Origin of the sequence: Erwinia sp. B116 (assembly GCF_002865965.1) — a bacterium.
GTDB lineage: Bacteria > Pseudomonadota > Gammaproteobacteria > Enterobacterales > Enterobacteriaceae > Erwinia.
In genome coordinates, this window is sequence record NZ_JRZZ01000023.1 from 1 (window position 1) to 21,459 (window position 21,459).

At 40.4% G+C, this 21,459-nt stretch carries 17 protein-coding genes and 1 riboswitch; of the genes, 1 reads left to right on the forward strand and 16 read right to left on the reverse strand.

Annotation, left to right across the window (positions count from 1 at the left end):
* Nucleotides 1-182: 182 nt before the first annotated feature.
* Both thiD and thiM read right to left on the reverse strand, forming a co-directional pair.
* The gene (thiD, locus tag NV64_RS15285; RefSeq protein WP_101506246.1) at nt 183-983 is read right to left on the reverse strand and encodes a bifunctional hydroxymethylpyrimidine kinase/phosphomethylpyrimidine kinase; all 801 of its coding nucleotides are present in this window, start codon (nt 981-983) and stop codon (nt 183-185) included.
* The gene (thiM, locus tag NV64_RS15290) at nt 980-1,771 is read right to left on the reverse strand and encodes a hydroxyethylthiazole kinase (RefSeq protein ID WP_101506247.1); all 792 of its coding nucleotides are present in this window, start codon (nt 1,769-1,771) and stop codon (nt 980-982) included. The genes thiD and thiM overlap by 4 nt, the downstream gene beginning before the upstream one ends.
* A 41-nt stretch (nt 1,772-1,812) precedes the next feature.
* A riboswitch (TPP riboswitch) is annotated at nt 1,813-1,912 on the reverse strand.
* Nucleotides 1,913-2,224: 312 nt separating this feature from the next.
* Between thiM and NV64_RS15295 the strand changes: the two genes are divergently transcribed.
* The gene (locus NV64_RS15295) at nt 2,225-4,153 is read left to right on the forward strand and encodes an acyltransferase family protein (protein ID WP_101506248.1); all 1,929 of its coding nucleotides are present in this window, start codon (nt 2,225-2,227) and stop codon (nt 4,151-4,153) included.
* A gap of 317 nt (nt 4,154-4,470) precedes the next feature.
* Here the strand turns inward: NV64_RS15295 and rfbD are convergent, their stop codons facing one another.
* The 14 genes from rfbD to NV64_RS15355 all read right to left on the reverse strand — a co-directional run bounded on the left by rfbD (nt 4,471) and on the right by NV64_RS15355 (nt 21,430).
* Nucleotides 4,471-5,325: a dTDP-4-dehydrorhamnose reductase gene (gene rfbD, locus NV64_RS15300; protein ID WP_101506249.1), complete on the reverse strand. Its 855-nt coding sequence runs from the start codon at nt 5,323-5,325 to the stop codon at nt 4,471-4,473.
* 75 nt (nt 5,326-5,400) lie between these two features.
* A complete protein-coding gene (locus NV64_RS15305; RefSeq protein ID WP_101506250.1) occupies nt 5,401-6,489 on the reverse strand; it encodes a glycosyltransferase family 4 protein in 1,089 nt (362 codons plus the stop codon).
* A gap of 93 nt (nt 6,490-6,582) precedes the next feature.
* Nucleotides 6,583-7,842: a hypothetical protein gene (locus NV64_RS15310; RefSeq protein WP_146005495.1), complete on the reverse strand. Its 1,260-nt coding sequence runs from the start codon at nt 7,840-7,842 to the stop codon at nt 6,583-6,585.
* Nucleotides 7,843-8,037: 195 nt separating this feature from the next.
* Nucleotides 8,038-8,580, reverse strand: coding sequence for a dTDP-4-dehydrorhamnose 3,5-epimerase (gene rfbC, locus NV64_RS15315; protein ID WP_101506252.1), 543 nt, complete (start codon nt 8,578-8,580; stop codon nt 8,038-8,040).
* The gene (gene rfbA / locus NV64_RS15320; protein WP_101506253.1) at nt 8,581-9,450 is read right to left on the reverse strand and encodes a glucose-1-phosphate thymidylyltransferase RfbA; all 870 of its coding nucleotides are present in this window, start codon (nt 9,448-9,450) and stop codon (nt 8,581-8,583) included.
* Nucleotides 9,451-9,470: 20 nt separating this feature from the next.
* The gene (rffG, locus tag NV64_RS15325; RefSeq protein ID WP_101506254.1) at nt 9,471-10,535 is read right to left on the reverse strand and encodes a dTDP-glucose 4,6-dehydratase; all 1,065 of its coding nucleotides are present in this window, start codon (nt 10,533-10,535) and stop codon (nt 9,471-9,473) included.
* 39 nt (nt 10,536-10,574) lie between these two features.
* Complete coding sequence (locus tag NV64_RS23200) at nt 10,575-11,426, reverse strand: glycosyltransferase family 2 protein (protein ID WP_146005496.1); 852 nt, start codon at nt 11,424-11,426, stop codon at nt 10,575-10,577.
* Nucleotides 11,427-11,545: 119 nt separating this feature from the next.
* On the reverse strand, nt 11,546-13,018 hold the full coding sequence (locus tag NV64_RS23205) for a hypothetical protein (protein WP_146005497.1): 1,473 nt from the start codon (nt 13,016-13,018) through the stop codon (nt 11,546-11,548).
* The gene (locus NV64_RS15330) at nt 13,015-14,193 is read right to left on the reverse strand and encodes an O-antigen ligase family protein (RefSeq protein ID WP_101506255.1); all 1,179 of its coding nucleotides are present in this window, start codon (nt 14,191-14,193) and stop codon (nt 13,015-13,017) included. The genes NV64_RS23205 and NV64_RS15330 overlap by 4 nt, the downstream gene beginning before the upstream one ends.
* Before the next feature lie 254 nt (nt 14,194-14,447).
* A complete protein-coding gene (wbaP, locus tag NV64_RS15335) occupies nt 14,448-15,878 on the reverse strand; it encodes an undecaprenyl-phosphate galactose phosphotransferase WbaP (RefSeq protein WP_101506268.1) in 1,431 nt (476 codons plus the stop codon).
* Between the two features lie 267 nt (nt 15,879-16,145).
* Nucleotides 16,146-17,300 carry a glycosyltransferase family 4 protein gene (locus NV64_RS15340; RefSeq protein WP_101506256.1) on the reverse strand — a complete coding sequence of 385 codons (1,155 nt, stop codon included), beginning with the start codon at nt 17,298-17,300 and terminating at the stop codon, nt 16,146-16,148.
* A 98-nt stretch (nt 17,301-17,398) separates the two neighbouring features.
* Nucleotides 17,399-18,775, reverse strand: a complete 1,377-nt coding sequence (gene cpsG, locus NV64_RS15345) for a phosphomannomutase CpsG (RefSeq protein ID WP_101506269.1) — start codon at nt 18,773-18,775, stop codon at nt 17,399-17,401.
* A gap of 16 nt (nt 18,776-18,791) precedes the next feature.
* Nucleotides 18,792-20,204, reverse strand: coding sequence for a mannose-1-phosphate guanylyltransferase/mannose-6-phosphate isomerase (locus NV64_RS15350; protein WP_101506257.1), 1,413 nt, complete (start codon nt 20,202-20,204; stop codon nt 18,792-18,794).
* An 80-nt stretch (nt 20,205-20,284) separates the two neighbouring features.
* Nucleotides 20,285-21,430, reverse strand: a complete 1,146-nt coding sequence (locus NV64_RS15355) for a glycosyltransferase (RefSeq protein ID WP_101506258.1) — start codon at nt 21,428-21,430, stop codon at nt 20,285-20,287.
* Nucleotides 21,431-21,459 lie beyond the last annotated feature (29 nt).

A 21,459-nucleotide genomic window follows, 5' to 3' on the forward strand; every position in this document is an offset into this window, starting at 1 on the left:
AACAGCCAACAGGGAGGACGCGGGCGAAAAGGTTAGCCGGGCGTGCGGCGCAGGGAGCGCCGCCCGAGCTTACATGGACGTACTTGCAGCGTCCCGGCGTTCTTTTCGCCCGCGGCCGAACCCGCCACCAGAACAGGAAGCCACGCCTTTAAGACAGCAACGCTACAACTAACAGGGAGGCGTTACCACCACTGGTAAAAGTGGTGCACCGGACCGATGCCGTGGCCGACCTCCAGCGAGTCGGCCGCCTGCAGCGCGCCCTGCAGCCAGGCTTTGGCGGCGGGGACCGTCTCTTCCCAGCTATTGTGGCGCGAGCGCAGCGCGGCCAGCGCGGCGGAGAGCGTGCAGCCGGTGCCGTGGGTGTGGCGGGTGTTGACGCGCGGCGCGGTAAAACGCATCGCCCGCTCGCGGGTGAACAGCCAGTCCGGGCTTTCGGCGTCGCTGAGGTGCCCTCCCTTCATCAGCACCGCACCACAGCCGAGCGCCAGCAGCGCCCTGCCCTGATCCTGCATCTGCTGTTCGTTGACCGCCGGGGCGCACTCCAGCAGCGCCGCCGCTTCCGGCAGATTGGGCGTGATCAGGGAGACCTGCGGCAGCAGCGCCTCACGCAGGGTGGCGACCGCCTCGCTGGACAGCAGCGGATCGCCGCTTTTGGCCAGCATCACCGTATCCAGCACCACCCAGGGCACCGACGACTCGCGCAGGCGCTGTGCCACCACCCGCACGATATCGCTCTCCGCCAGCATACCGATCTTCAGCGCATCAATCCGCACGTCCGACAGTACCGAGTCGATCTGCGCGCCGACAAAGGCCGGTTCGATGCGGTACACGGACTGCACGCCGCGGGTGTTCTGCGCTACCAGGCCGGTCACCACGCTGGTGCCGTAAGCGCCCAGCGCCGAGAAGGTTTTCAGATCGGCCTGGATACCGGCGCCGCCGCTCGGATCGGTGCCGGCAATGGTCAGAGCATTAATGCGTTTCATACCAGCGCCTCCGGGTTGAGCAGACAGAGGGCATCGAGGAACGCCGGGATAAAGCTGCCGGGCCCGGCCGCCTGCGCGGCGGCACGTTCACCGGCCAGCGCCACCACCCGGCAGGCGCTGGCAACGTGCACCAGCCGATCGCCCGGCAGCGCGGCAAAGCCGGCGACCAGCGCCGAGAGCGCGCAGCCGGTGCCAACCACCCGGGTCAGCAGCGGTGAACCACCGGCAACCGCCAGGGTGCGGCTGCCGTCGGTAACGTAGTCGACTTCGCCGGTTACCGCGACGATCGCCCCGCACTCCTGCGCCAGCCGTACCGCCGCCGCCAGCGCCGCGTCGGAGCCGTGCTGCGTATCCACGCCGCGCCCGCCCGCGGCCAATCCGGCCAGCGCGAGGATCTCCGATGCGTTGCCGCGAATGGCGGCCGGTTTTAGGGTGAGCAGCTGATGGCAGAAGGCGGTGCGGAATGAGAGTGCGCCCACCGCGACCGGGTCCAGCACCCAGCTGCGCCCTGCCCCGCTGGCAGCGGCCACCGCCGCCAGCATCGCTTCGCTGCGCTCACGCGTCAGGGTGCCGACGTTAACCAGCAAGGCATCGGCAATCGCGCTGAACTGCGCGGCCTCTTCAGGGTCGATGACCATCGCCGGCGAGGCACCGGCGGCCAGCAGCACGTTGGCGGTAAAAGTCTGCACTACGTCGTTGGTCATACAGTGAATTAACGGGGCGTGCTGGCGGAACAGCGCCAGCGAGCGGGCCACATCTGCGTGGCCGAGGGGTACGGGTTGGCTCATCTTCTCTCCCAACCGGCGTTCAAGAAGGCGATGCCAGCACGGGCTGGGGCATCTGACTTCCCTCCGCTGGCATTATCCAGTTCAGGTGGTACGGGTTTTATCTCAGCCTGCGGTTAAGCAAGGGCACCCCGAGTCATAGTTGCGCGGGACAGGATAAGGGAGGGGGATGGGGGAAAGCAAGTAGTAGCGGATATAGACAGCCTGGGGTTGCTTTAATTATATAACATTCATCAGGAATATGATTGTATGAGCGCAGGGAAACAAAGATCATTAAAAATAACAGCAAGCAATTGCGATAAATCTTAAAACCGGATAACAAGAGACCCTAATGAAAACTTTTCACGCTATAACAATCTAAAACCAACCGAAACAAAAGTTGAACGAAAAAATAGTTAAGATATTGTAAGTAGGTTAGAAAAAACTTACAATCTCCATATCTAAGTGGAGAGAAAAATGAAGCAAAATAATTTCAGATATGACATTAATGGTTTGCGAGCCTATGCTGTTATGCTTGTAGTCCTTTTTCATTTTAACGTTACTGGTTTTGAATCTGGCTTTGTTGGCGTGGATATATTTTTTGTCATATCTGGATATTTAATGACTAAAATAATTTTAGAAAAGACTTCAGCCAATCAATTTTCAATATTAAACTTTTTACTTGCAAGGAGTATCAGGATTTTACCAGCACTGCTGCTGGTTACTATAGCAGTTTCGCTCCTGGGCTGGGTTATTCTGAACCCGGAAGATTACAAAAAATATGGGTTTTATGCTCTATCCAGCATAACATTCTTATCAAACATATATTACTGGAAAAAAAGTGGGGACTATTTCTCAACTGATTCACATGATATTCCGCTACTGCATACTTGGTCACTATCGGTAGAGTGGCAATTTTATTTGTTATTCCCTATATTTATATTCATCTTAATAAAGATAAAAAATGATTTAAGATTAGTGCGTGTTGCTACAGCGCTAATACTACCCATTTCATTCTGCATTTCAATTATGCTGCAAAAGGAACATCAAACGTTCAATTTCTACATGCTACCTTCACGTGCATGGGAAATGCTTGCTGGTAGTATGGTTTACCTTTACGGAAAAGATATTTATAAAAACAAAAAAATCATTGGCGCGGCCGGGTTAATTTTAATAACAATCTGCTTCTTTACCATTAAAAAAGACACACTGTGGCCAGGGTATTTGACTATACTCCCAGTTCTAGGCAGCATGCTAATTATAGCAGCACGCAACGAAACCTCTGTGTTTTTAAAAACGAAACCTGTTCAATTGATTGGTGATTGTTCATACTCAATTTATTTATGGCATTGGCCGATAGTGTTCTTTTTAACTAGCTTTGAAAGTATCAATTTCTACACGAAATTATTAGGCGTAATTACATCCTTCGGATTGGGATATTTAAGCTATAGATTTGTTGAAGTTCCAACAAGAAAATCACTAGCTAGTATGAGTAAAGTTGTTAGCACAAGTATCTTAGGAACGGTAGTTGCTTCATGCTCAATTTTTTTTGCCTGCATCATCATTAATCAAGGCATGATTAAAAGATCATCTGATACCTATTTATCTAAAACTACTGAAATAAAAATGCCAAGATCTGGTGATAACTGGTGTTTTTATGACTTCAATGATGATCCGAAACTAAAAATTGGAAAAGATGCCCAGCAGTGCTTCATGGGGGATACTTCAGCAAGCGCCCCTAAGAACGCGGTGTTATTTGGGGATTCATTTGCAGGGCACAATACACCTTTCTGGGATGTTGTAGGGAAAGATCTTCATTTAAAAATTCAAGGTATCACGACAAACTGGTGCTACCCTAGCCTCAATGATGATTTTACGGGAAATAAGACTTCAAAAGCCTATCAGCAGTGTTTGCTAAACAGGGATTTCTTAATTAAGAATGTAGATAAATACGACTACATAATCATCGCAGGCATGTGGTCTGATGTTGAAACTCAAGGGCAATTAACAAACCTGAAAGATTTTATTAACTCAGACAGCTTCAAGAACAAGAAAATAATTATTATGGATGAACCCTACGCATTTGAAAAGAAAGTTGGGGAGATCTACAAAAGGAAAACATGGTTGAACCAAGGGTTTAACATTGAAAAATATCTTGCAAGCAGTAAAGCCAGCAAACAAAAAAATATCTCCGACTACATTACTAACATAACAAAAAGCAATGATAAAATATTCTTTATAAGACGAAATGACTTGTTCATGTCAAATCAAGCCAGCCGTGATGGAGTCCCATATAGTACAGACGGGTTACACTTGTCTGTATATGGTTCTAAAAGTTCCGCGGCTTTCTTTATGGACAGGGAGAGATATGAAGAGTTGAAAGGATTTTTAGCATCAAGTAATTAAAGATTCACTTGGGAGTAATCATCACATACCAACGTCTCTTGGAAAGATCGAAAACAATTTAATCTTGAAAAGAGACGTACTTAGCCGCAATAAGAATATCCAGAAGTTATGCCGTTTCATTCGGGTCGATACCATCGCCGACGATCAGCAGCACGCTGGCGGTGAGGTCTCGGGAAGCGAATGGTGTATTAACGGGGATAATAACAAAACTAACGGACGCGCATTGCTAATGCGATTGTCGAGTTTTTGCAGAAGTCAGTGAGGCGGGAAAAAGCCGTGACCAGATTGACCACAGCTTAAACTTTAGTAGATGAGAATCAAAGCCGGCCTAATACCTTAGTAATGGCAGACTGCCAGTCAGAGGGCTGAATGCCAAGCTGCTGGATCTTCTCAGTGCACAGTGTGGAAAATGCGGGTCTGGCAGCTGGCGTCGGATATTGATCGGTGGTGATAGCATTCACAACCGGAGCACAAGCCAATTTATTCTGCTCGACTGCCTGACGGAAGATTTCCTCAGCAAACTGATGCCAGGAAGTAGCGGCGTCACCACAGTAATGATAGATACCTTTACTGGATTCAGCCTTGAGCAACTCAATGACAGCCTCTGCAATATCACCGGCATAAGTTGGGTTACCATATTGATCGGCTACTACTCCTAACGTATCTCGATCCTGTCCGAGACGAAGCATAGTTTTCAGGAAGTTATTACCGTATTCGCTGAAGACCCAGGCAGTACGAATAATGATTGCCTGTGGATGAACAAGTTGTGCCAGCAACTCCCCGGCAAGTTTTGATTTGCCATAAACCCCCAGCGGATTGACAGCATCGCTTTCAAGATAAGGAACGTCGGCAGAACCATCGAACACATAGTCAGTCGAGATATGAACAAGCCTGGCCTGAACCTCATTAGCTGCAGAAGCGAGATTTTCAGGGCCATGAGCGTTAACTGCATTAGCTCTAATAGCGTCCCCCTCAGCTTTATCAACAGCAGTATAGGCTGCAGCATTGACGATGGCATCAGGTTGATACTCTCTGACAACAGTTAACACAGCTTCGCGGCTGCTGATATCTAACGCCGTCGAATCCAAAGCCAGACAATCCCAACCCTGCGGCAAACGGTCCTGGAAGCAGAGGCCTAGCTGGCCTTTAGATCCAGTCAAAAGAATTTTCATATTAGAATTCATCAAGAGTGTGAAATGAAAGTTTGACTCTAAAAAAAAGAGTGAGTTTAGTTTAATAATACAGGATTAATTAAAAAATCTCGCGTCGATTTTCTTAACCATGACTCTCCAGTCATTACTTTCTTGAATATGAGATCTTATCATCCTACCCTTTTCAAGGGTAAATTCAATATTCACTAGCGAATTATACACTTTCTTTTTTAGGTCATCAGAATTTTGATATCCAATCGCAAAACCGGCATCGATTAAGTCATTCCCCCCCGACCCCTGAGAAAGGATAGGATAGCAACCACACCAGCATGACTCCGCCAGGGATAAAGGATAACCTTCACTTAGTGATGTCATTATAAAAAGATGTGACTGACAATATAAATTCACCATTTCAGATGCTTCAGTGATAAAACCTAAAAAATGAAAACGTTCAACAATATCATGAGGTAAAGAGTCTGTTGCCTCTTCAAACCATTTTTTAAACTCAGTGGTTTCACCACCCACGAACATAACTTTCCATTGGCAGGTATCGCTGATTGAAAGCAATGCTCGTACTAAATCTTCAGCATTCTTTCTCTTATCCCCACACTTCCCTACAAAAATAATAGTAGGAATTTCATTTTTATTAATCTCTTGAACTAAAGAATAATATTCCTTAGCTACTCCATTCGGAGTATATAAACATTCGAACCCGTAACTTTGATAAAAATGCAAAGCAGGAAGGTGTTCGATTAATAGTAAGTCGATCAGTTTTAATTTGGAAATTAGTTTTAAAGTCAGTTTTTTAACTATACCAGCAGGCTTAAGCCCTACATCATGTGAAAAATCACACTTAATGAATACATTACCGTCTGAATTGAATAGTTTGTAAAAAATAGCATATACGAGAGAATATTTTCTGAAATGAAAAAGATTCAGGTAGTCTATATTTTTAGCTTCACGTATGATTTTTTTTATAATCGATAACGAGATTTTTACCCCAGAACTTCCTGATGAAATATCAATCACTTCATAAGGATAACTCTTTTCGTCACTGTGAGCAGACTTTCTCCAGACTTCCACATTGTTTTCCGAGTATTCCTGAACATGATAAGGGATTTGGCCTACGTCCTTGAACAGGTGGAAGTATTGAAATCTTTCGAAGAGAGTGACCCATTTTTTCATATTAAGTACCAGTAATTTATTATCTTTGTTGAGATATCAAGCATCAACCCTGACACCACAAATACAATATTCAATAAAACGCGGATTTAAAAATCATCGAAAAATGCAAAGCATTATGATCTCATAAAGAACAACCAATAATGGACTGACAAGGAAAAACACTGTTATTGAATTTGTTTTTTTAATTTTAGAATAGTAGATATAGCATAGAATTGATTCGGAAATAACAAAGAAAGAGATGGTTGATGCCATAATGTCAATTGATGGAATGAATATATGAGATGTAATCAAAAACATCAGGTACACCAGAATTCCATATATGTTAGTTTTGAGAATGTAACTTTGACCACCATTAATAGCAATGAAATTAGAAAGTGCTCCGTATATGAATGAGACAAAAATCACCGGAGATCCAAAATATAACAAGGTAGAAACATCACTATAGCGTTCGAGGCCGGCGATGATAATGAAAATTGGGAATAGCAGAGGAAGAAAGACAGAAACCAACAAACCAGGAAGCGCAAAAAAAGAGAAAAACTTTAAGTCAAAAGCTATTTTTTCATTTGAATTATATTTTGGCATCACAGCAGATATAAGTGAAGCTTGAATGAAAAATAGAGGTGTAATGAACTTATACATAGCAAGGTAAAGAGCAACGTTACTGATAGTTGAGAAGTGATTTATATAGGTCACTCCAATTTTATTATAGGCGGTGTTGGCTATGAAGATACTGAAAAATGGGGTTAAGGGTGTGGTTACAGATTTTAAAGACTCAAGATTTAGTATATTTCTAAAGTCCTCTTTTTTCCAAAAGAAGAGTATAGCAACAGATGCATTTATTATGAATATACCAACAATAAGAAATTCAATGTTGCCTTTGAAAAACAAAATAAAAGAAGCAATGAAGACTAATGTCAGAGCCGAGTTTGCTATATCTCTATAAATAATTAATTTTCTACGACCGTGGGCAAGCGCTTCTACCCAGTGTGGCATTATTAGAGAAGATATAACCAAAGATATAGCCATCGATGTAATCAATACTAAATCCAGACTAAACATTACACCAACGATGATGGTGCTCATAACGCACCAAAAACTACCAAAGAAAAGCTGGTAGGACATTAAATTACTTCCTGTATTTTCTTTTTTTATTTCTCTCAAGTAATAATTTCTAAATGCGCCAGTAACTATCATATTACACATTGCGATAGCTTCGAATGCCAGTGCATACCTACCAAAATCGTTGAGACTTAAATTTCTCATTAGCACTATTTGAGATGCAAAACCGATTAACTGAACTAAAATCGATGAACTGAGAAATGCCATCGCGGATTTTATTATATTTCTTTCCATGTTCACCCTCTAATTTTTACATTTTTACTTCAATAAAGAAAATTTAAAAAATCAGCACACTGGGTTTTAATAAATCCGCAATAATTAAAAACCAGATGTGGATTTTTAGCAGCCCCAGGACTTACATCGCAAGGGGCTGATAAACTGTATATTTAATCAATTCTACGCAGGAATGGAGAAATACTTATTCTATTTTTATTTTTCGAGCAAATCCTGCAATTTTTTGCCCAGAAGATCCTTTCCTGACAGGATCGGCTTATCTTGTAAAGGCCACTCAATACCCACTTGAGGATCATCCCAAATCAGACATCCTTCAAATCCAGGGTTATAATAGTCCGTACATTTATATTCAAAATCAGCAATATCCGAGAGCACAACAAAACCGTGGGCCAAGCCCGGTGGGATCCAGAACTGCATTTTGTTTTCTTCTGAGAGGATCACCCCCTCCCATTGACCGAAAGTCGGTGAGTCTGGGCGGATATCAACGGCGACATCAAAAACCTCACCGCGAACACAGCGCACCAGTTTTCCTTGCGGATTCCTGGTCTGGAAATGCAGGCCGCGTAAAACGCCTTTGGCAGAACGTGAGTGGTTGTCTTGAACGAAGTCCAGATCGATGTTTAGCGCTTCCTGATAACGCTTAACTTCGAATGTTTCGAGGAAGAAGCCACGTTCGTCGCCAAACACTTTCGGCTGAATGATTTTTACGTCAGCAATTTTAGTGTCAATAACCTGCATTTATGCTTCCTCGATCAAGCGCTTAAGGTACTGTCCATAACCTGTTTTAGCAAGCAGCGTTGCCTGCTCAAGTACCTGTTGCTTAGTCAACCAGCCTTTACGGTAAGCGATCTCCTCCAGGCAGGCCACTTTGTAGCCCTGGCGCTTCTCAATGGTATGAACAAACTGAGAGGCCTCTAACAGACTGTCGTGTGTGCCGGTATCCAGCCAGGCGAAGCCGCGGCCCAATTTTTCCACCTGAAGCTTACCTTTCTGCAGGTAGAGTTCATTGAGAGTGGTGATCTCTAACTCACCACGCTCGGATGGTTTAACCTGCTTAGCCATCTCCACTACGTCTTTGTCGTAGAAGTACAGACCGGTGACGGCCCAGTTAGATTTTGGTTTAACTGGCTTCTCTTCAAGCGAAATAGCCTTGTTGTTTTCATCAAACTCAACCACGCCAAAACGCTCAGGATCAAGTACCTGATAGCCAAATACGGTCGCGCCACCGTTGTGTTTAACAACATTTTCGAGTTTGTGACCAAAGCTTTCACCGAAGTAGATGTTATCACCCAGCACCAGTGCACAGCTGTCGCCATCGATGAATTTTTCACCAATAATGAATGCCTGAGCAAGCCCGTCGGGGCTTGGTTGAATTTCATAGCTGAAATTCACACCAAACTGGCTGCCATCACCCAGCAGACGTTTAAAACCTGGCATATCATCAGGGGTAGTAATGATCAGGATGTCACGGATACCTGCCAGCATCAGAACTGAGATCGGGTAGAACACCATCGGCTTATCGTAGATAGGCATCAGTTGTTTGGACGTACCCTGAGTAATTGGATAAAGCCGTGTGCCGGAGCCACCTGCAAGTACAATACCTTTCATTTAACTATTTTCCTTAATGATTAATCGGACAAGCCCAGACGTTCACCGGCATAAGAGCCGTCCTGAACCCGACGCCACCATGTTTCGTTGTTGAGATACCATTCTACCGTCTTACGGATGCCGCTCTCAAAAGTCTCTGACGGAACCCATCCCAGCTCACGTTCAATCTTAGAGGCATCAATTGCATAACGCAGATCGTGACCCGGTCGGTCCTTAACATAAGTGATAAGATCCTGATACTGAGCCACTCCTGCCGGCTTGGCAGGAACCAGTTCTTCCAACAGGCCGCAGATGGTTGTGACCACATCAATGTTCTTACGCTCGTTATGACCGCCAATGTTGTAGGTCTCCCCTACTTCACCCTGAGTAACGACGATATAAAGCGCCCTTGCATGATCTTCAACGTACAGCCAGTCGCGGATCTGACTTCCGTTACCGTAGACAGGCAGCGGCTTACCAGCAAGAGCGTTAAGGATGATCAGTGGAATCAGTTTTTCAGGGAAGTGGTAAGGGCCATAGTTATTGGAGCAGTTGGTAACGATGGTCGGCAGACCATAGGTACGCAACCAGGCACGAACCAGATGATCGCTGGATGCCTTAGAAGCTGAGTAAGGGCTGCTGGGTGCGTAAGGTGTCGTCTCAGTGAAGAGATCATCGGTCCCCTCCAGGTCGCCATAGACTTCATCTGTAGAGATGTGATGAAAACGGAATGCAGCTTTGGCATCCTTCCCCAATCCATTCCAGTAGCTGCGCGCTGCTTCAAGAAGCGTGTAGGTACCAACTACGTTCGTCTCAATAAAGGCTGCAGGGCCATCGATTGAACGATCGACATGGCTTTCAGCCGCAAGGTGCATAACCGCATCAGGTTTATGTTTTGAAAATATTTCATCTATTGCATCACGATCACAGATATTGACTTTTTCAAAACAAAATCGCTTATTGTTAAACTCATTTGAGAGCGACTCTAAGTTACCAGCATAAGTCAAAGAATCTACTACAACTATTTCATCTAATGTGTTATTGATTATATGTCGCACTACAGCAGAACCGATAAATCCTGCACCACCGGTGATAATTATCTTCATTGGATTACCTATAAAAATGGTTACAAACCACTATTAAAATCATTTAACTTTACTGCATCGAGGGTGTTTGCCGCGCAGAAAAACAGTAATCATTGTAATTGAATCTTTGAAACGCATTTTGGATAACTGAATTAGTAATCTTTTGCAAAAAGAAAGATACGATCTAAAAGTAGGATAATGTCTGACAGTAATTGCGAAATCAATAACTCGCTCTAGTCGTCTAAAATCAGTTTCCTTTGCTTCCGTCCTGGATAAAGAGTGCAAAATTGAGGATGAAGTTTTAACTTTGAAATTGATGCCTTTTTTAGTCAAAAGCCACATGCGCCTGAATAAACTGACATCTACACCGTACAAAGCATAATTCTCATCAAAAAGGGTAATTTTATTACTTTTGAACTGAGAAATCATATTCCGACTAATAATCAAACCAGATCCAATTGAGTGAGTTCCGATTACATTAAGTGATGCATCATGAGTAATAATTTTACCATTTGAAATTGGATAGTAAATAACTCCATCTTTTTTGGAGACAATTCGTGGGACTTCAAGATCATGATTGAAGTTTTTGATAGACTCAGCATAGGACTGAGTGATTTCAGAATCATCATCAAGTAAAACAAAAACTTTGCAACTTGGATTGGAATCTATAAATTCATTATATAGAACACTTAGTGGTTTGTTAGAAACAAAATTCACCAGTTCATATTGGATTTGTTTTTGCTTAAATGATTTTAAAATATTTTCCGATAAAACTACAAGTTCAGGTCCATTATTATGGATGACAATTTTAATATTGTTAATTTCACAATTTAATAATGATAATAAAGTTGTAGAATCTTCTGGTTTTTTATTAAATAAAACAATGAGAAGAACGGTGGTGGGATTATCCATAAATGCAAACTCCGCATGACTGAATGAAGTTTCGAAACCTTTTGATACGGCCATGATAAAATGAAAGCAATGAAACCATCTTAAAAACTGTTATTACCAATAGAATCTCGGAGTTTAATTTACTTCATCATAAACTGATAGCGACTAGATAAAAATGTCACACCTGCAACCCAGGAAAAATTATTTGCTTTACCTGCCTCAATAACCAGTGTTGTCTTATCAAATCGAAGACATTCATCAATAAATGTTTTTTTGTCAGCAGACTTGTCGTTTGAAAATGTACCATTCCCATTACTGTCAATTTCTACAAATAATGAAGTTCTGTAATGCTGCCCTGAACCAATTAATGTCAAGTCAACAAATGCGCTCTCACCAGCGTTAAAATGAAGTAATACACTGTCGCCACTATCAGTTTTACCTGATAGTGTGAGGTTGTTTCTTATATAGTTAGCAGAGCCATCTGAGTTGGCCTGAAATCTTGTGCATAAAATAATTTTGTCAGTATGTAAGTCTTCGGTTAAAGAAGACACATTTCCGAGAAAATATAGGTAATTCCCTTCAACAAGATTGACTACGGTTTTAGGCTTTTTTTCGACCGCGATTGTGCCAAAAAAATTTGAAATGGGCTTTCCATTATGTTTAATAATGGGGTAAGGATTTAAATCAATAAAAACGTTGAAATTCAAGGGCGCATTATAAACTAAACAACCTTCACCAATTACAATTGCACTATTCTTAATTACACTTTTATTAGATTGAAAAACACATCTTTCTACACCTGTTCCATGGAACGAATCGTTACCATCAATGATTTTATATTCCAAACAGGATAAGCAAGTAGATGAAAATACAGATTCTTTAATGACGTTAAACTCTGAAAACCCCCCTTTACTTTCGTTCAGCATCAAAATACCGTTATTTGAATCATTGAATGAACACTTTTCGATATTTAATCCACACTGATCAGCAATAATTAGAAGATTATCACTTGTGCTTGAACCCGAGAATTTTATTCCTGAAATAGTACTCAAACATAAAACTCCAGAACCACCTTTTATTTTTAAGGCTGAGTTATTGAGAAATTTGAAGACTGTTCCATTACTACCGCAACCAGCCCCATTCAAGTTAGGACAGGAAAAAGACTGTTTCTTTAAAACAGTTTTGCTGTGCGAAAATGTACCAGAACCATAGAGTATGGAGTATTCATTCTTGTCTGCATAATCAATGAGCAACTGATGATAACTGGAATTGTCAATTTCATCATCAGGACACATGCCAGCAAAAGCACAATCTATTCTACTATTATCCACACCTAAACGATGCCATAGACCATTTAGGGATGGATATGTAGTGACCATATTAGCTTTAGTGTCTGTGACCTCGTGAATAAGCCATCCAGATCCGTAATTTTTCCCTTGATGGTATGAGACAAGATAACTTAATTCTTGGTCGCCAAAACGTACCGATTTGAATTCGTCTAACGACTGAAAAATCTTAAATGGGCCTTCTTTAGGATTTGCCGCTACTGCAGAAGCAATTGGTAAGACAGTTAAAGGTACAGAGAGTTGTAGTAAATTTCTGCGTGTGATCATAGCTTACCTTCTTTTTTCAGTCTAAGCATATGAGAAATATTTCCAGTCAACAAACCTAGTAACATCCAATAATAAGGTCGCATAAAATTAGATTCTATAGAAAGTGCGATCATAGCGACTATTAATGAACAAATAACTATTTTGCTGCACTTCAATCTACTAGCTTGAGATAAAAGATTGAAATGCCATAAAATCCAAATAATTAGTGAAATCCAACCACATGTAGCTGCAATTTCAAAGTAAATATTTACTGGTGGATATCCTATAGGCGTCAAATATTCCGGTAGCCAACTGTAATCAGGTAAAAACACTGACTTTGTGTAATCCTCGAAAGCTCCAATGCCTACGCCCCAGAAATGACTTAAAGCAACATCATATGTTAATTCAGCTCTGGGCCATCTATTTCCAGTCCTATCCAAAACTGATACTAGTACATCACTAGAATTAACAATTGTTTTGTAAGTTTGAGAGATTAAATCATTGCTGCTCTCAGCATAGAAACCGATCCCATACCAAGCCAGAGTACAGGCTAAAGTTACAAAAACTATTTTTTTAATTTTTCCTTTGTTAAACATTAGCAATACGACTGCTGAAATAAGACAGATAAAGATCAAGTTAGCGCTTTTAGTTGTATATATTGCTAGCAAAAGAAGTAATACATCTACACTTGATGAATAGCTTTCTGTTGTTTTCTTAAGCCCCGTTAGATACTTGCTTGTTAGCATAACAACATATGGAGTTAATGAAAGTGCAAAATAGGATGGTTCATAATAGAGTACCTGTGCTCTATCCTGAATACCTGAAAAATAAAGCAAACAACCTAGAATAATCTGAAAACGGTATGCATTTCTTATTCCAAATAAAGTCGAGCTCATATCGCGTAAAATTAACGTGCGAAACACGAAAGAAATACCAATATAATTAAATATAATCCAAACAATATAACCCAAGGATTTTCCGGGGTTATAAGAAAAGATAAGCGATGGCAAGCATGATAACGCAAACAACACAATATAGAAGAATGATTTATCTAAAGATTTATCTTTTATGATTAGGTAACAACCATACAGGAATAGAGGAACTAGCGAAAGCCTCAACCCTGAGAATTGAAGAATATCTATGCTTACCATAAAAGTAAATATAAAGGATGATAGTGCCGTCTTGTTGAATGTCATTACAGCGCCTTAAAATACCACTTATTTAAATGACTTTAAAGTTCAAGTAATTCGAAACAATTACTGAAAAACCTGAAACAATGAGCTGAGTATATTAAAATGAATAAAAAAAATAAAAATACGCGATTATAGATGGTTACTACAGAATAATTACTATGAATAATTAATAATAATCTCACATTATTTTCTAACATAAAGCATCAAAAAGCAAGGCGAAAATATAGACTCCCAATTCCGCCTTGAGGGCTAAGGAATTAATATGCCCCATCTCTTTTTAAAACCACACCTACAGTTTTGAACATAATAACTATATCATTCCACATTGACCAATTTTTCACATACCAGGCATCAAAGTATACGCGAGTTTCGTAATCAACATCACTGCGTCCGCTAACCTGCCATAGTCCCGTCATGCCTGGTTTACTCATAAGATAATAGTCAACTTGTTCACGGTAACGCTCCAACTCAGCTTGAATAATTGGCCTTGGCCCGACCAAACTCATCTCACCTTTTAGAACATTGAAGAGTTGAGGAAGCTCATCCATACTGGTTCGACGTAGAAGGTGACCGATCTTTGTTATACGAGGGTCATCTTTAAGCTTAAATGTTCTTTCCCATTCATCTTTAACTACCGGGTCAGTCTCAAGTAATTTTTTAAGCAACTCTTGTGAGTTAATCGCCATTGACCTAAATTTTAAACAAGCAAAAGTCTTACCATTTTTCCCGATGCGCTCATGTCCATACAGCGCAGGACCTCCATCTTTCCTTACTTTTTTCATTACATATAATAATAATGGGGATAATACTATAATAATAGCTATAGAGCATGAAACGTCAAAAGCGCGTTTTAAAAATCTAGAAGACCACTTAGCCAGATTTTGATGTACTCTAAAAATCATAACCTCATGACTAAAAATGAAAGACATGTCGGTACTATCAAGCGGCATTCCTCTTAGTGTAGGAATAACTGATACGTAGCGATATCCCTTAATCATGAATTCACGCAACCAATCATTGCGCAAATCTGCTTCATGAGTCTCCACGGCGACAATAAACTGAATTCGTTTATCGACATTCCCCTTTAAATAATCAGTTCCATCATGAATTAGTGGTACCCCAAGGAGATCAGTTTCACCTGAGAGTTGTTTTTCACTATTAATGAAAGCAATAACTCTAAAACCAAGATTTCCCTCACTAGTTATCGCTTTAAAAGCATCAACAGCGTTCTTACCACTTCCTACTATGATGGTATCACGCTGCCAAATACCCAGTTTTGCGAGAAGGAATTTACTGGTCATGCGTAAAGCAGGTACAAGGAGCAGGACTAAAACCCATGTCAGGAGCCACATATATCTTGAAAAATCCCATTTTGCAAAGGCAACAATAGCGATTTCAATGACTGCAAATATGACTAATGTTCGAAGGATTTCTTTTAGTTCGAACCAAAATGTTTTTCTGTAAAAATAATGACGAAGCCGCATTCCATACCAAGCTATGCAACAAAATGCCAAAGTCCAGTGCAAGCTAAGCCACCAATCAATTGCATCATTTGGTATGATACTGTCATACTTACTGATACTGCTATTCAGAATCCAAAGAGCCAAGTAGATAGCAGATGTAAATCCAATAAGGTCAGATATGCTCAACGTTAAACTGACAACATAATTTCTTGTTGAACGCTTCATGGTTGTCCTCACCATAATCCTTTGCAGGGGGAGTGAACTAACATTCAGTAGAGAAACATAGTAAAATAAACCCCTAATTATAATAGGAATTAAATATACTATTACTCTCTCTTTTCACTGTGAAAGTTGCCCGAGATAATCTATTAATACTAGATATACATTTGAAATAATGAATGAATAAGTAATTAAAAAATATTCATATGTACAAATCTATCCAGCATCACAAAAAATAACAATATTATCATTTCAATTAATTTAGAGAGAAAATTAATACGTTACACGTTTTCTTGACTGAAATTCTTCCCACTTAAGATCTACATATTTAGCGAGCTCATCCTTAAATCTTTCCGAAGAAAATCTCAACGCATTTTCACGACAATCATTAGCACTAATATGCTGGCAAATACTTTGAAATTTTTCAATTGCCTCAACGATACTATCAGTTGATTGTTTTTCAAAAAATAGTCCAGTTGGTCTTTCAACACCATATGGCCTAATAGTTTCTAACGCACCACCCTTTCCAAATGCAATTACAGGAGTTCCGCAAGCCTGAGCCTCTACTGGTGTTATACCGAAATCTTCCTCAGCTGCGAACACGAAAGCTTTGGCTTTTTGCATGTGCTCTAACATCACACTGTTAGATTGATATCCAAGTATGCTTACGTTAGAACTTGCTTTTGATTTTATTTTTTCCATTTCTGAACCGTCACCAATGACCACAAGTCTTTTGTCAGGCATTTTACTAAAAGCCTCTACAATCAGGTCAATGCGTTTATATGGAACCATTCTCGATGCTGTGAAGTAGAAATCTTCTTTATTCTCTTCTAAAGTGAATCGTTCTACATCAACCGGTGGATAAATTACATCAGCATCTCTACCATAAACTTTTTTTATTCTACGAGCAATGAAATGAGAGTTTGCAATAAAATGATCTACGCCATTAGCAGTTCTGTAATCCCAAAGTCTAATTTTGTGTAGCATCCATTTAGCGAGAAATCCTTTGACACCCTTGTTTAGACCAGCTTCTCTTAAATACTGATGCTGCATATCCCACGCATATCGAATAGGGGAGTGTACATAGCTAATATGGAGTTGATCTGGACCAGTTAAAATTCCTTTTGCAACCGCGTGACTGCTAGACAACAATATATCGTGGTCCGAGACATCAAGTTGCTCAACCGCTAATGGCATAAGAGGAAGATATTTCTGATACTTTTTTTTAGCTCCTGGTAGTTTTTGAATGAAAGTGGTATGTATTTTTTTTGCTGGGAGATTTGAACGTGCTTCATCATTTAAGTTTTCAACAACTGTATAAATATCAGAATTCGGATATATATCCAGCATGTCTTTAATAACACGTTCGGCTCCGGCATACGTTACTAACCAGTCAGCAGCTATCGCAACACTTATGTCATTTGACATATTTCACCTTAAAATAAATATAAACCACGTTTCATCAAACCTATGGAATCTAAGGCCCTGCTAGTATCGGGCCCCTGGATTATTCAAAATCGTAAAAATCAATCGCGCAAGAGAGCTAGAATTTCGTTAGTTTTGGATTCCATCAACTCGACATCCATGCGCGACTCAACATTAAGTCGAACAACTGGCTCCGTATTCGAACTCCGCAAATTGAATCGCCAGTCGGTATATTCCACACTGATACCATCCGTATAGTCGATATTAATGGCATTATCTTTGTAATGATCTAAGACACGCGTGATCGCTTCCTGAGGTGCACTTATAGTACTATTAATTTCACCCGAAGCAGGGTAGGCCGCCATTCTATCACTAACTAATTCGCTTAGAGATTTATTCTTAACGAGTAATAATTCAGCAACTAACAACCATGGAATCATTCCACTATCACAATATGCAAAATCACGAAAATAATGGTGGGCACTCATTTCACCACCGTAAACAGCATCTTCGAGACGCATACGTTCTTTTATAAACGCATGACCTGTTTTTGACATAATAGGTAAACCGCCAGCCTTTTCTACAATATCAATAGTATTCCAGCTAAGACGAGGATCATGGATAATCTTTGAACCTGGGTTCTTTTCCAAGAATGCAGCAGCAAGTAAACCTACAATATAATAACCCTCGATGAAGTTTCCTTTGTTATCAAAAAGAAAACAACGATCAAAATCCCCATCAAAAGCAATTCCCATGTCAGCGCTATGTTTGATAACTGCTTCAGTTGTATCCTGTCTACATTCAGGCAACAACGGATTTGGTATTCCGTTAGGGAAATTCCCATCAGCTTCATGATGCACTTTAATAAATTCAACCTGTAATCCTTCAGCATTGAATCGATTTTCAATAGCATCAATCACATGACCTGCAGCGCCATTACCAGAATTGAGGACTAACTTTAGGGGACGATTGAATTTTTTGAAATCAATATAACTTAAAAGTTTCTCTACATATGCATCTGTTACTGATAATTTGCGATAGCTACCACGTTTATCAGCTTCAACAGTAGCAAATTCATTTAACTCCGCAATAGACTGAATATTTCGAAGTCCAGTATCTCCGCTGATAGGCTTAGAATTTTCTCTAACAAGTTTCATTCCATTGTAGTCCAATGGGTTATGGCTTGCTGTTACTTCAATGCCACCATCAGTCTGTAGGTAGGAAGTAGCAAAGTAAACCTCTTCTGTCCCTGTCATTCCAATATCTACTACATCGGTGCCTGCATCTTGCAAACCATTAGATAAAGCATTTTTGAGTGATTCGCTTGTTAAACGTATATCACCACCTAAAACTACTGTTTTAGGTTTTAAGTATTGCCCATACGCTCTACCGATGCGGTATGCAATATCTTCATTAAGCTCGCTGCCTAATTTCCCGCGAACATCATAAGCTTTAAAGCAGGTAAGTTTTCCTGACATTTTTATTTCCCTAAAATTAGCAGCGACCGTAATAATCTTTAAGACGAATAATATCATCCTCTTCCAAATAAGATCCTGAGGCAATTTCAAGCAACTCTAAGGGGATTTTACCCACATTTTCTAACATATGAGTTGTACCTACAGGAATGAAAGTAGACTGATTCTCAGTTAATAAGAAGATATTGTCATCAACTGTTACTTGAGCGGTGCCTGATAAGACCACCCAATGTTCAACTCTGTGCAAATGTTTTTGTAATGAGAATTTACCGCCTGGTTTGACTGTCAAACGACTCACATGATATCTCGGCTGATCGACAACCTTATCATGTTTACCCCATGGACGATATGATTCCCTGTGCAATCTATGCTCACGTCTCTGATTGGACTTTAGATACTCAACTACTTTTTTAACATCCTGAACATGAGACTTATCAATTACTAACAGAGCATCCTTAGTGTTAATGATAACAAGGTCTTTTACCCCTATCGCTGCGACAAGCGTATCATCAGTATTAATGTAACAACCAGAAGAATTATGAGTAAAAACATCACCGGTTAATACATTCTGAGCATTATCTTTATCATTTACTTCCCAGAGGGCAGACCAGGAACCAACATCATTCCAACCAGCATTGAGAGGAATAACCACAGCATCAGTAGTTTTTTCCATGACTGCGTAATCTATCGAATCATCTGGACAGGCAGAGAATGCTTCAGAATCTATCCGAATAAAATCTTGTGTAGAGTCAACATCTGTAATTGCAATAGCTTTTTCACAAGCAGCGAGAATTTCTGGTTGGAACTTAGAAAGTTCAGTTAAGTAACGCTTAGCACTAAAAAGGAACATTCCACTATTCCAGTAGTACTCGCCGCTTTCTAAATATTGATTAGCTGTTTCGAAGTTTGGCTTTTCAACAAAACGTTTTACGCCATATGCCACATTCTCCTCAGCTTCGCCTCGCTGAATATATCCATACCCCGTTTCGGGACCAGTTGCTACAATCCCGAAAGTTACAAGTTTTCCTTTGACAGCCAGTGGAACTGCTGCAGTAATTGCCAGATGGAAAGCATTTGTATCTTCAATAATGTGATCGGCAGCCAGCACAAGCAGAAGAGGATCATCTCCATTAGCTGTTGCCCTTAAAGCAGCCAAAGCAATAGCTGGAGCAGTATTACGTCCTACTGGCTCAAGAATGATATCACTATTGAGTTGATTGATTTGGCGTAATTGTTCTGCAGCTAAAAAGCGATGTTGTTCATTACATATGAGCATTGGTGAGGATACATCTAATCCATGCAGACGAGTTATAGTCTCCTGAAGCATGGATAAATCGCTATTCAATCGGAGAAACTGTTTAGGATACAGCTCTCGTGACATTGGCCATAGACGACTGCCTGTACCGCCAGCCATAATAACTGGTAGAATCATTTTCATCTCTTCTTAGTATGCAATTATAAATATTAATACTGAATATAAATTCCACATTCAAATTCAGTAGTATGTTGTTTTTATTTGTTTCTATAAACACTCAAATAGTCATTAGCGATCTTTCTGGGGGCGAAATTAATTTCAATACTTTGATGTAACTGAACCGGAATCATTTTTTCTACTTTATCCAAAATATTGACTTCTCCGTTAGATATTAAGACTATGTTAGACATTATATCTGACAATTCTGTCATTGCACCAACAGAGTTTGTGAAAACTATTTTTTCAGATAATGCGCACTCTACAGCTGTCCTCCCGAAGGGTTCATTCCATTTTATAGGCAGTATAACTACCTTTACCATATTTAGGAATTCTTTAAGAGGCATATAGCCTTTAATTTGAACATTGCTATCACTTGCTAACTTTTCTAGTAGATCTCTGCTTCCATTATTTACATATTCACCTGCAGCGACAAACTTAAACTTATCATTATTTTTGTAAAAAGCAGCGATTCGACAAAATTCATCAAACCCCTTTTCTAAGGTAAGTCGCCCAATAAACCCTACAGTTATGACTTCTTCATTTGTGAAACTTTTTATTTTTTCTACAGGATTATATATAAATTGTTTTTTCGAATTACTAAAAAAACCGTTTTGAGCATGCACATTAGAAATATATTTACTAATCCCAACATACGAGTCGACATTATTACTTATTTTTTTCTTTAACCAAGACCACAAAAACACGCTCTTTTCGCCAACGTCCATATTTTCACCAGACTTAAAAAGTGTGCAATTCGGGTGAAAGAGATAATAATCTCTAGATGAATGAACCAACTTGACCCCTGATTTTTTTACTGCATGCCATACTGCGACTGAAAAACCTGCAAGGTTATTGGTATGAACAACATCTGGTTGATACTTATCTATCTCTAAAAGTGACTTTTTATACATTAAATAATTATAGTTATCTAGCGTGTGCCATAGTAATTTTTTAAACGGGGATTTTTTATTATTCGAGAAAGGCCAATAAACGTTTTTCAATGGCAAATATACTACTTCCACACCATTCAACAAAATCTCTTCACGTTCTTTCTTATCGTGCAGTGTTATCACTCTAACATCATTACCCTGCCTGACTAACTCCTCAGCTAGTATCTGGACAGACACTTCAGCTCCACCGATTCTAAAAGGGTAATAGAGAGTGTTGAAAATCATTATTCTCATGATTGGTCCTTTCCAACTTTAAAGCATTA

Excerpts from the sequence above, each read along its gene's own strand:
- thiD (WP_101506246.1), bottom strand. The coding sequence starts at position 983 with ATGAAACGCATTAATGCTCTGACCATTGCCGGCACCGATCCGAGCGGC.
- thiM (WP_101506247.1), bottom strand. The coding sequence starts at position 1,771 with ATGAGCCAACCCGTACCCCTCGGCCACGCAGATGTGGCCCGCTCGCTG.
- NV64_RS15295 (WP_101506248.1), top strand. The coding sequence starts at position 2,225 with ATGAAGCAAAATAATTTCAGATATGACATTAATGGTTTGCGAGCCTAT.
- rfbD (WP_101506249.1), bottom strand. The coding sequence starts at position 5,325 with ATGAAAATTCTTTTGACTGGATCTAAAGGCCAGCTAGGCCTCTGCTTC.
- NV64_RS15305 (WP_101506250.1), bottom strand. The coding sequence starts at position 6,489 with ATGAAAAAATGGGTCACTCTCTTCGAAAGATTTCAATACTTCCACCTG.
- NV64_RS15310 (WP_146005495.1), bottom strand. The coding sequence starts at position 7,842 with ATGGAAAGAAATATAATAAAATCCGCGATGGCATTTCTCAGTTCATCG.
- rfbC (WP_101506252.1), bottom strand. The coding sequence starts at position 8,580 with ATGCAGGTTATTGACACTAAAATTGCTGACGTAAAAATCATTCAGCCG.
- rfbA (WP_101506253.1), bottom strand. The coding sequence starts at position 9,450 with ATGAAAGGTATTGTACTTGCAGGTGGCTCCGGCACACGGCTTTATCCA.
- rffG (WP_101506254.1), bottom strand. The coding sequence starts at position 10,535 with ATGAAGATAATTATCACCGGTGGTGCAGGATTTATCGGTTCTGCTGTA.
- NV64_RS23200 (WP_146005496.1), bottom strand. The coding sequence starts at position 11,426 with ATGGATAATCCCACCACCGTTCTTCTCATTGTTTTATTTAATAAAAAA.
- NV64_RS23205 (WP_146005497.1), bottom strand. The coding sequence starts at position 13,018 with ATGATCACACGCAGAAATTTACTACAACTCTCTGTACCTTTAACTGTC.
- NV64_RS15330 (WP_101506255.1), bottom strand. The coding sequence starts at position 14,193 with ATGACATTCAACAAGACGGCACTATCATCCTTTATATTTACTTTTATG.
- wbaP (WP_101506268.1), bottom strand. The coding sequence starts at position 15,878 with ATGAAGCGTTCAACAAGAAATTATGTTGTCAGTTTAACGTTGAGCATA.
- NV64_RS15340 (WP_101506256.1), bottom strand. The coding sequence starts at position 17,300 with ATGTCAAATGACATAAGTGTTGCGATAGCTGCTGACTGGTTAGTAACG.
- cpsG (WP_101506269.1), bottom strand. The coding sequence starts at position 18,775 with ATGTCAGGAAAACTTACCTGCTTTAAAGCTTATGATGTTCGCGGGAAA.
- NV64_RS15350 (WP_101506257.1), bottom strand. The coding sequence starts at position 20,204 with ATGATTCTACCAGTTATTATGGCTGGCGGTACAGGCAGTCGTCTATGG.
- NV64_RS15355 (WP_101506258.1), bottom strand. The coding sequence starts at position 21,430 with ATGAGAATAATGATTTTCAACACTCTCTATTACCCTTTTAGAATCGGT.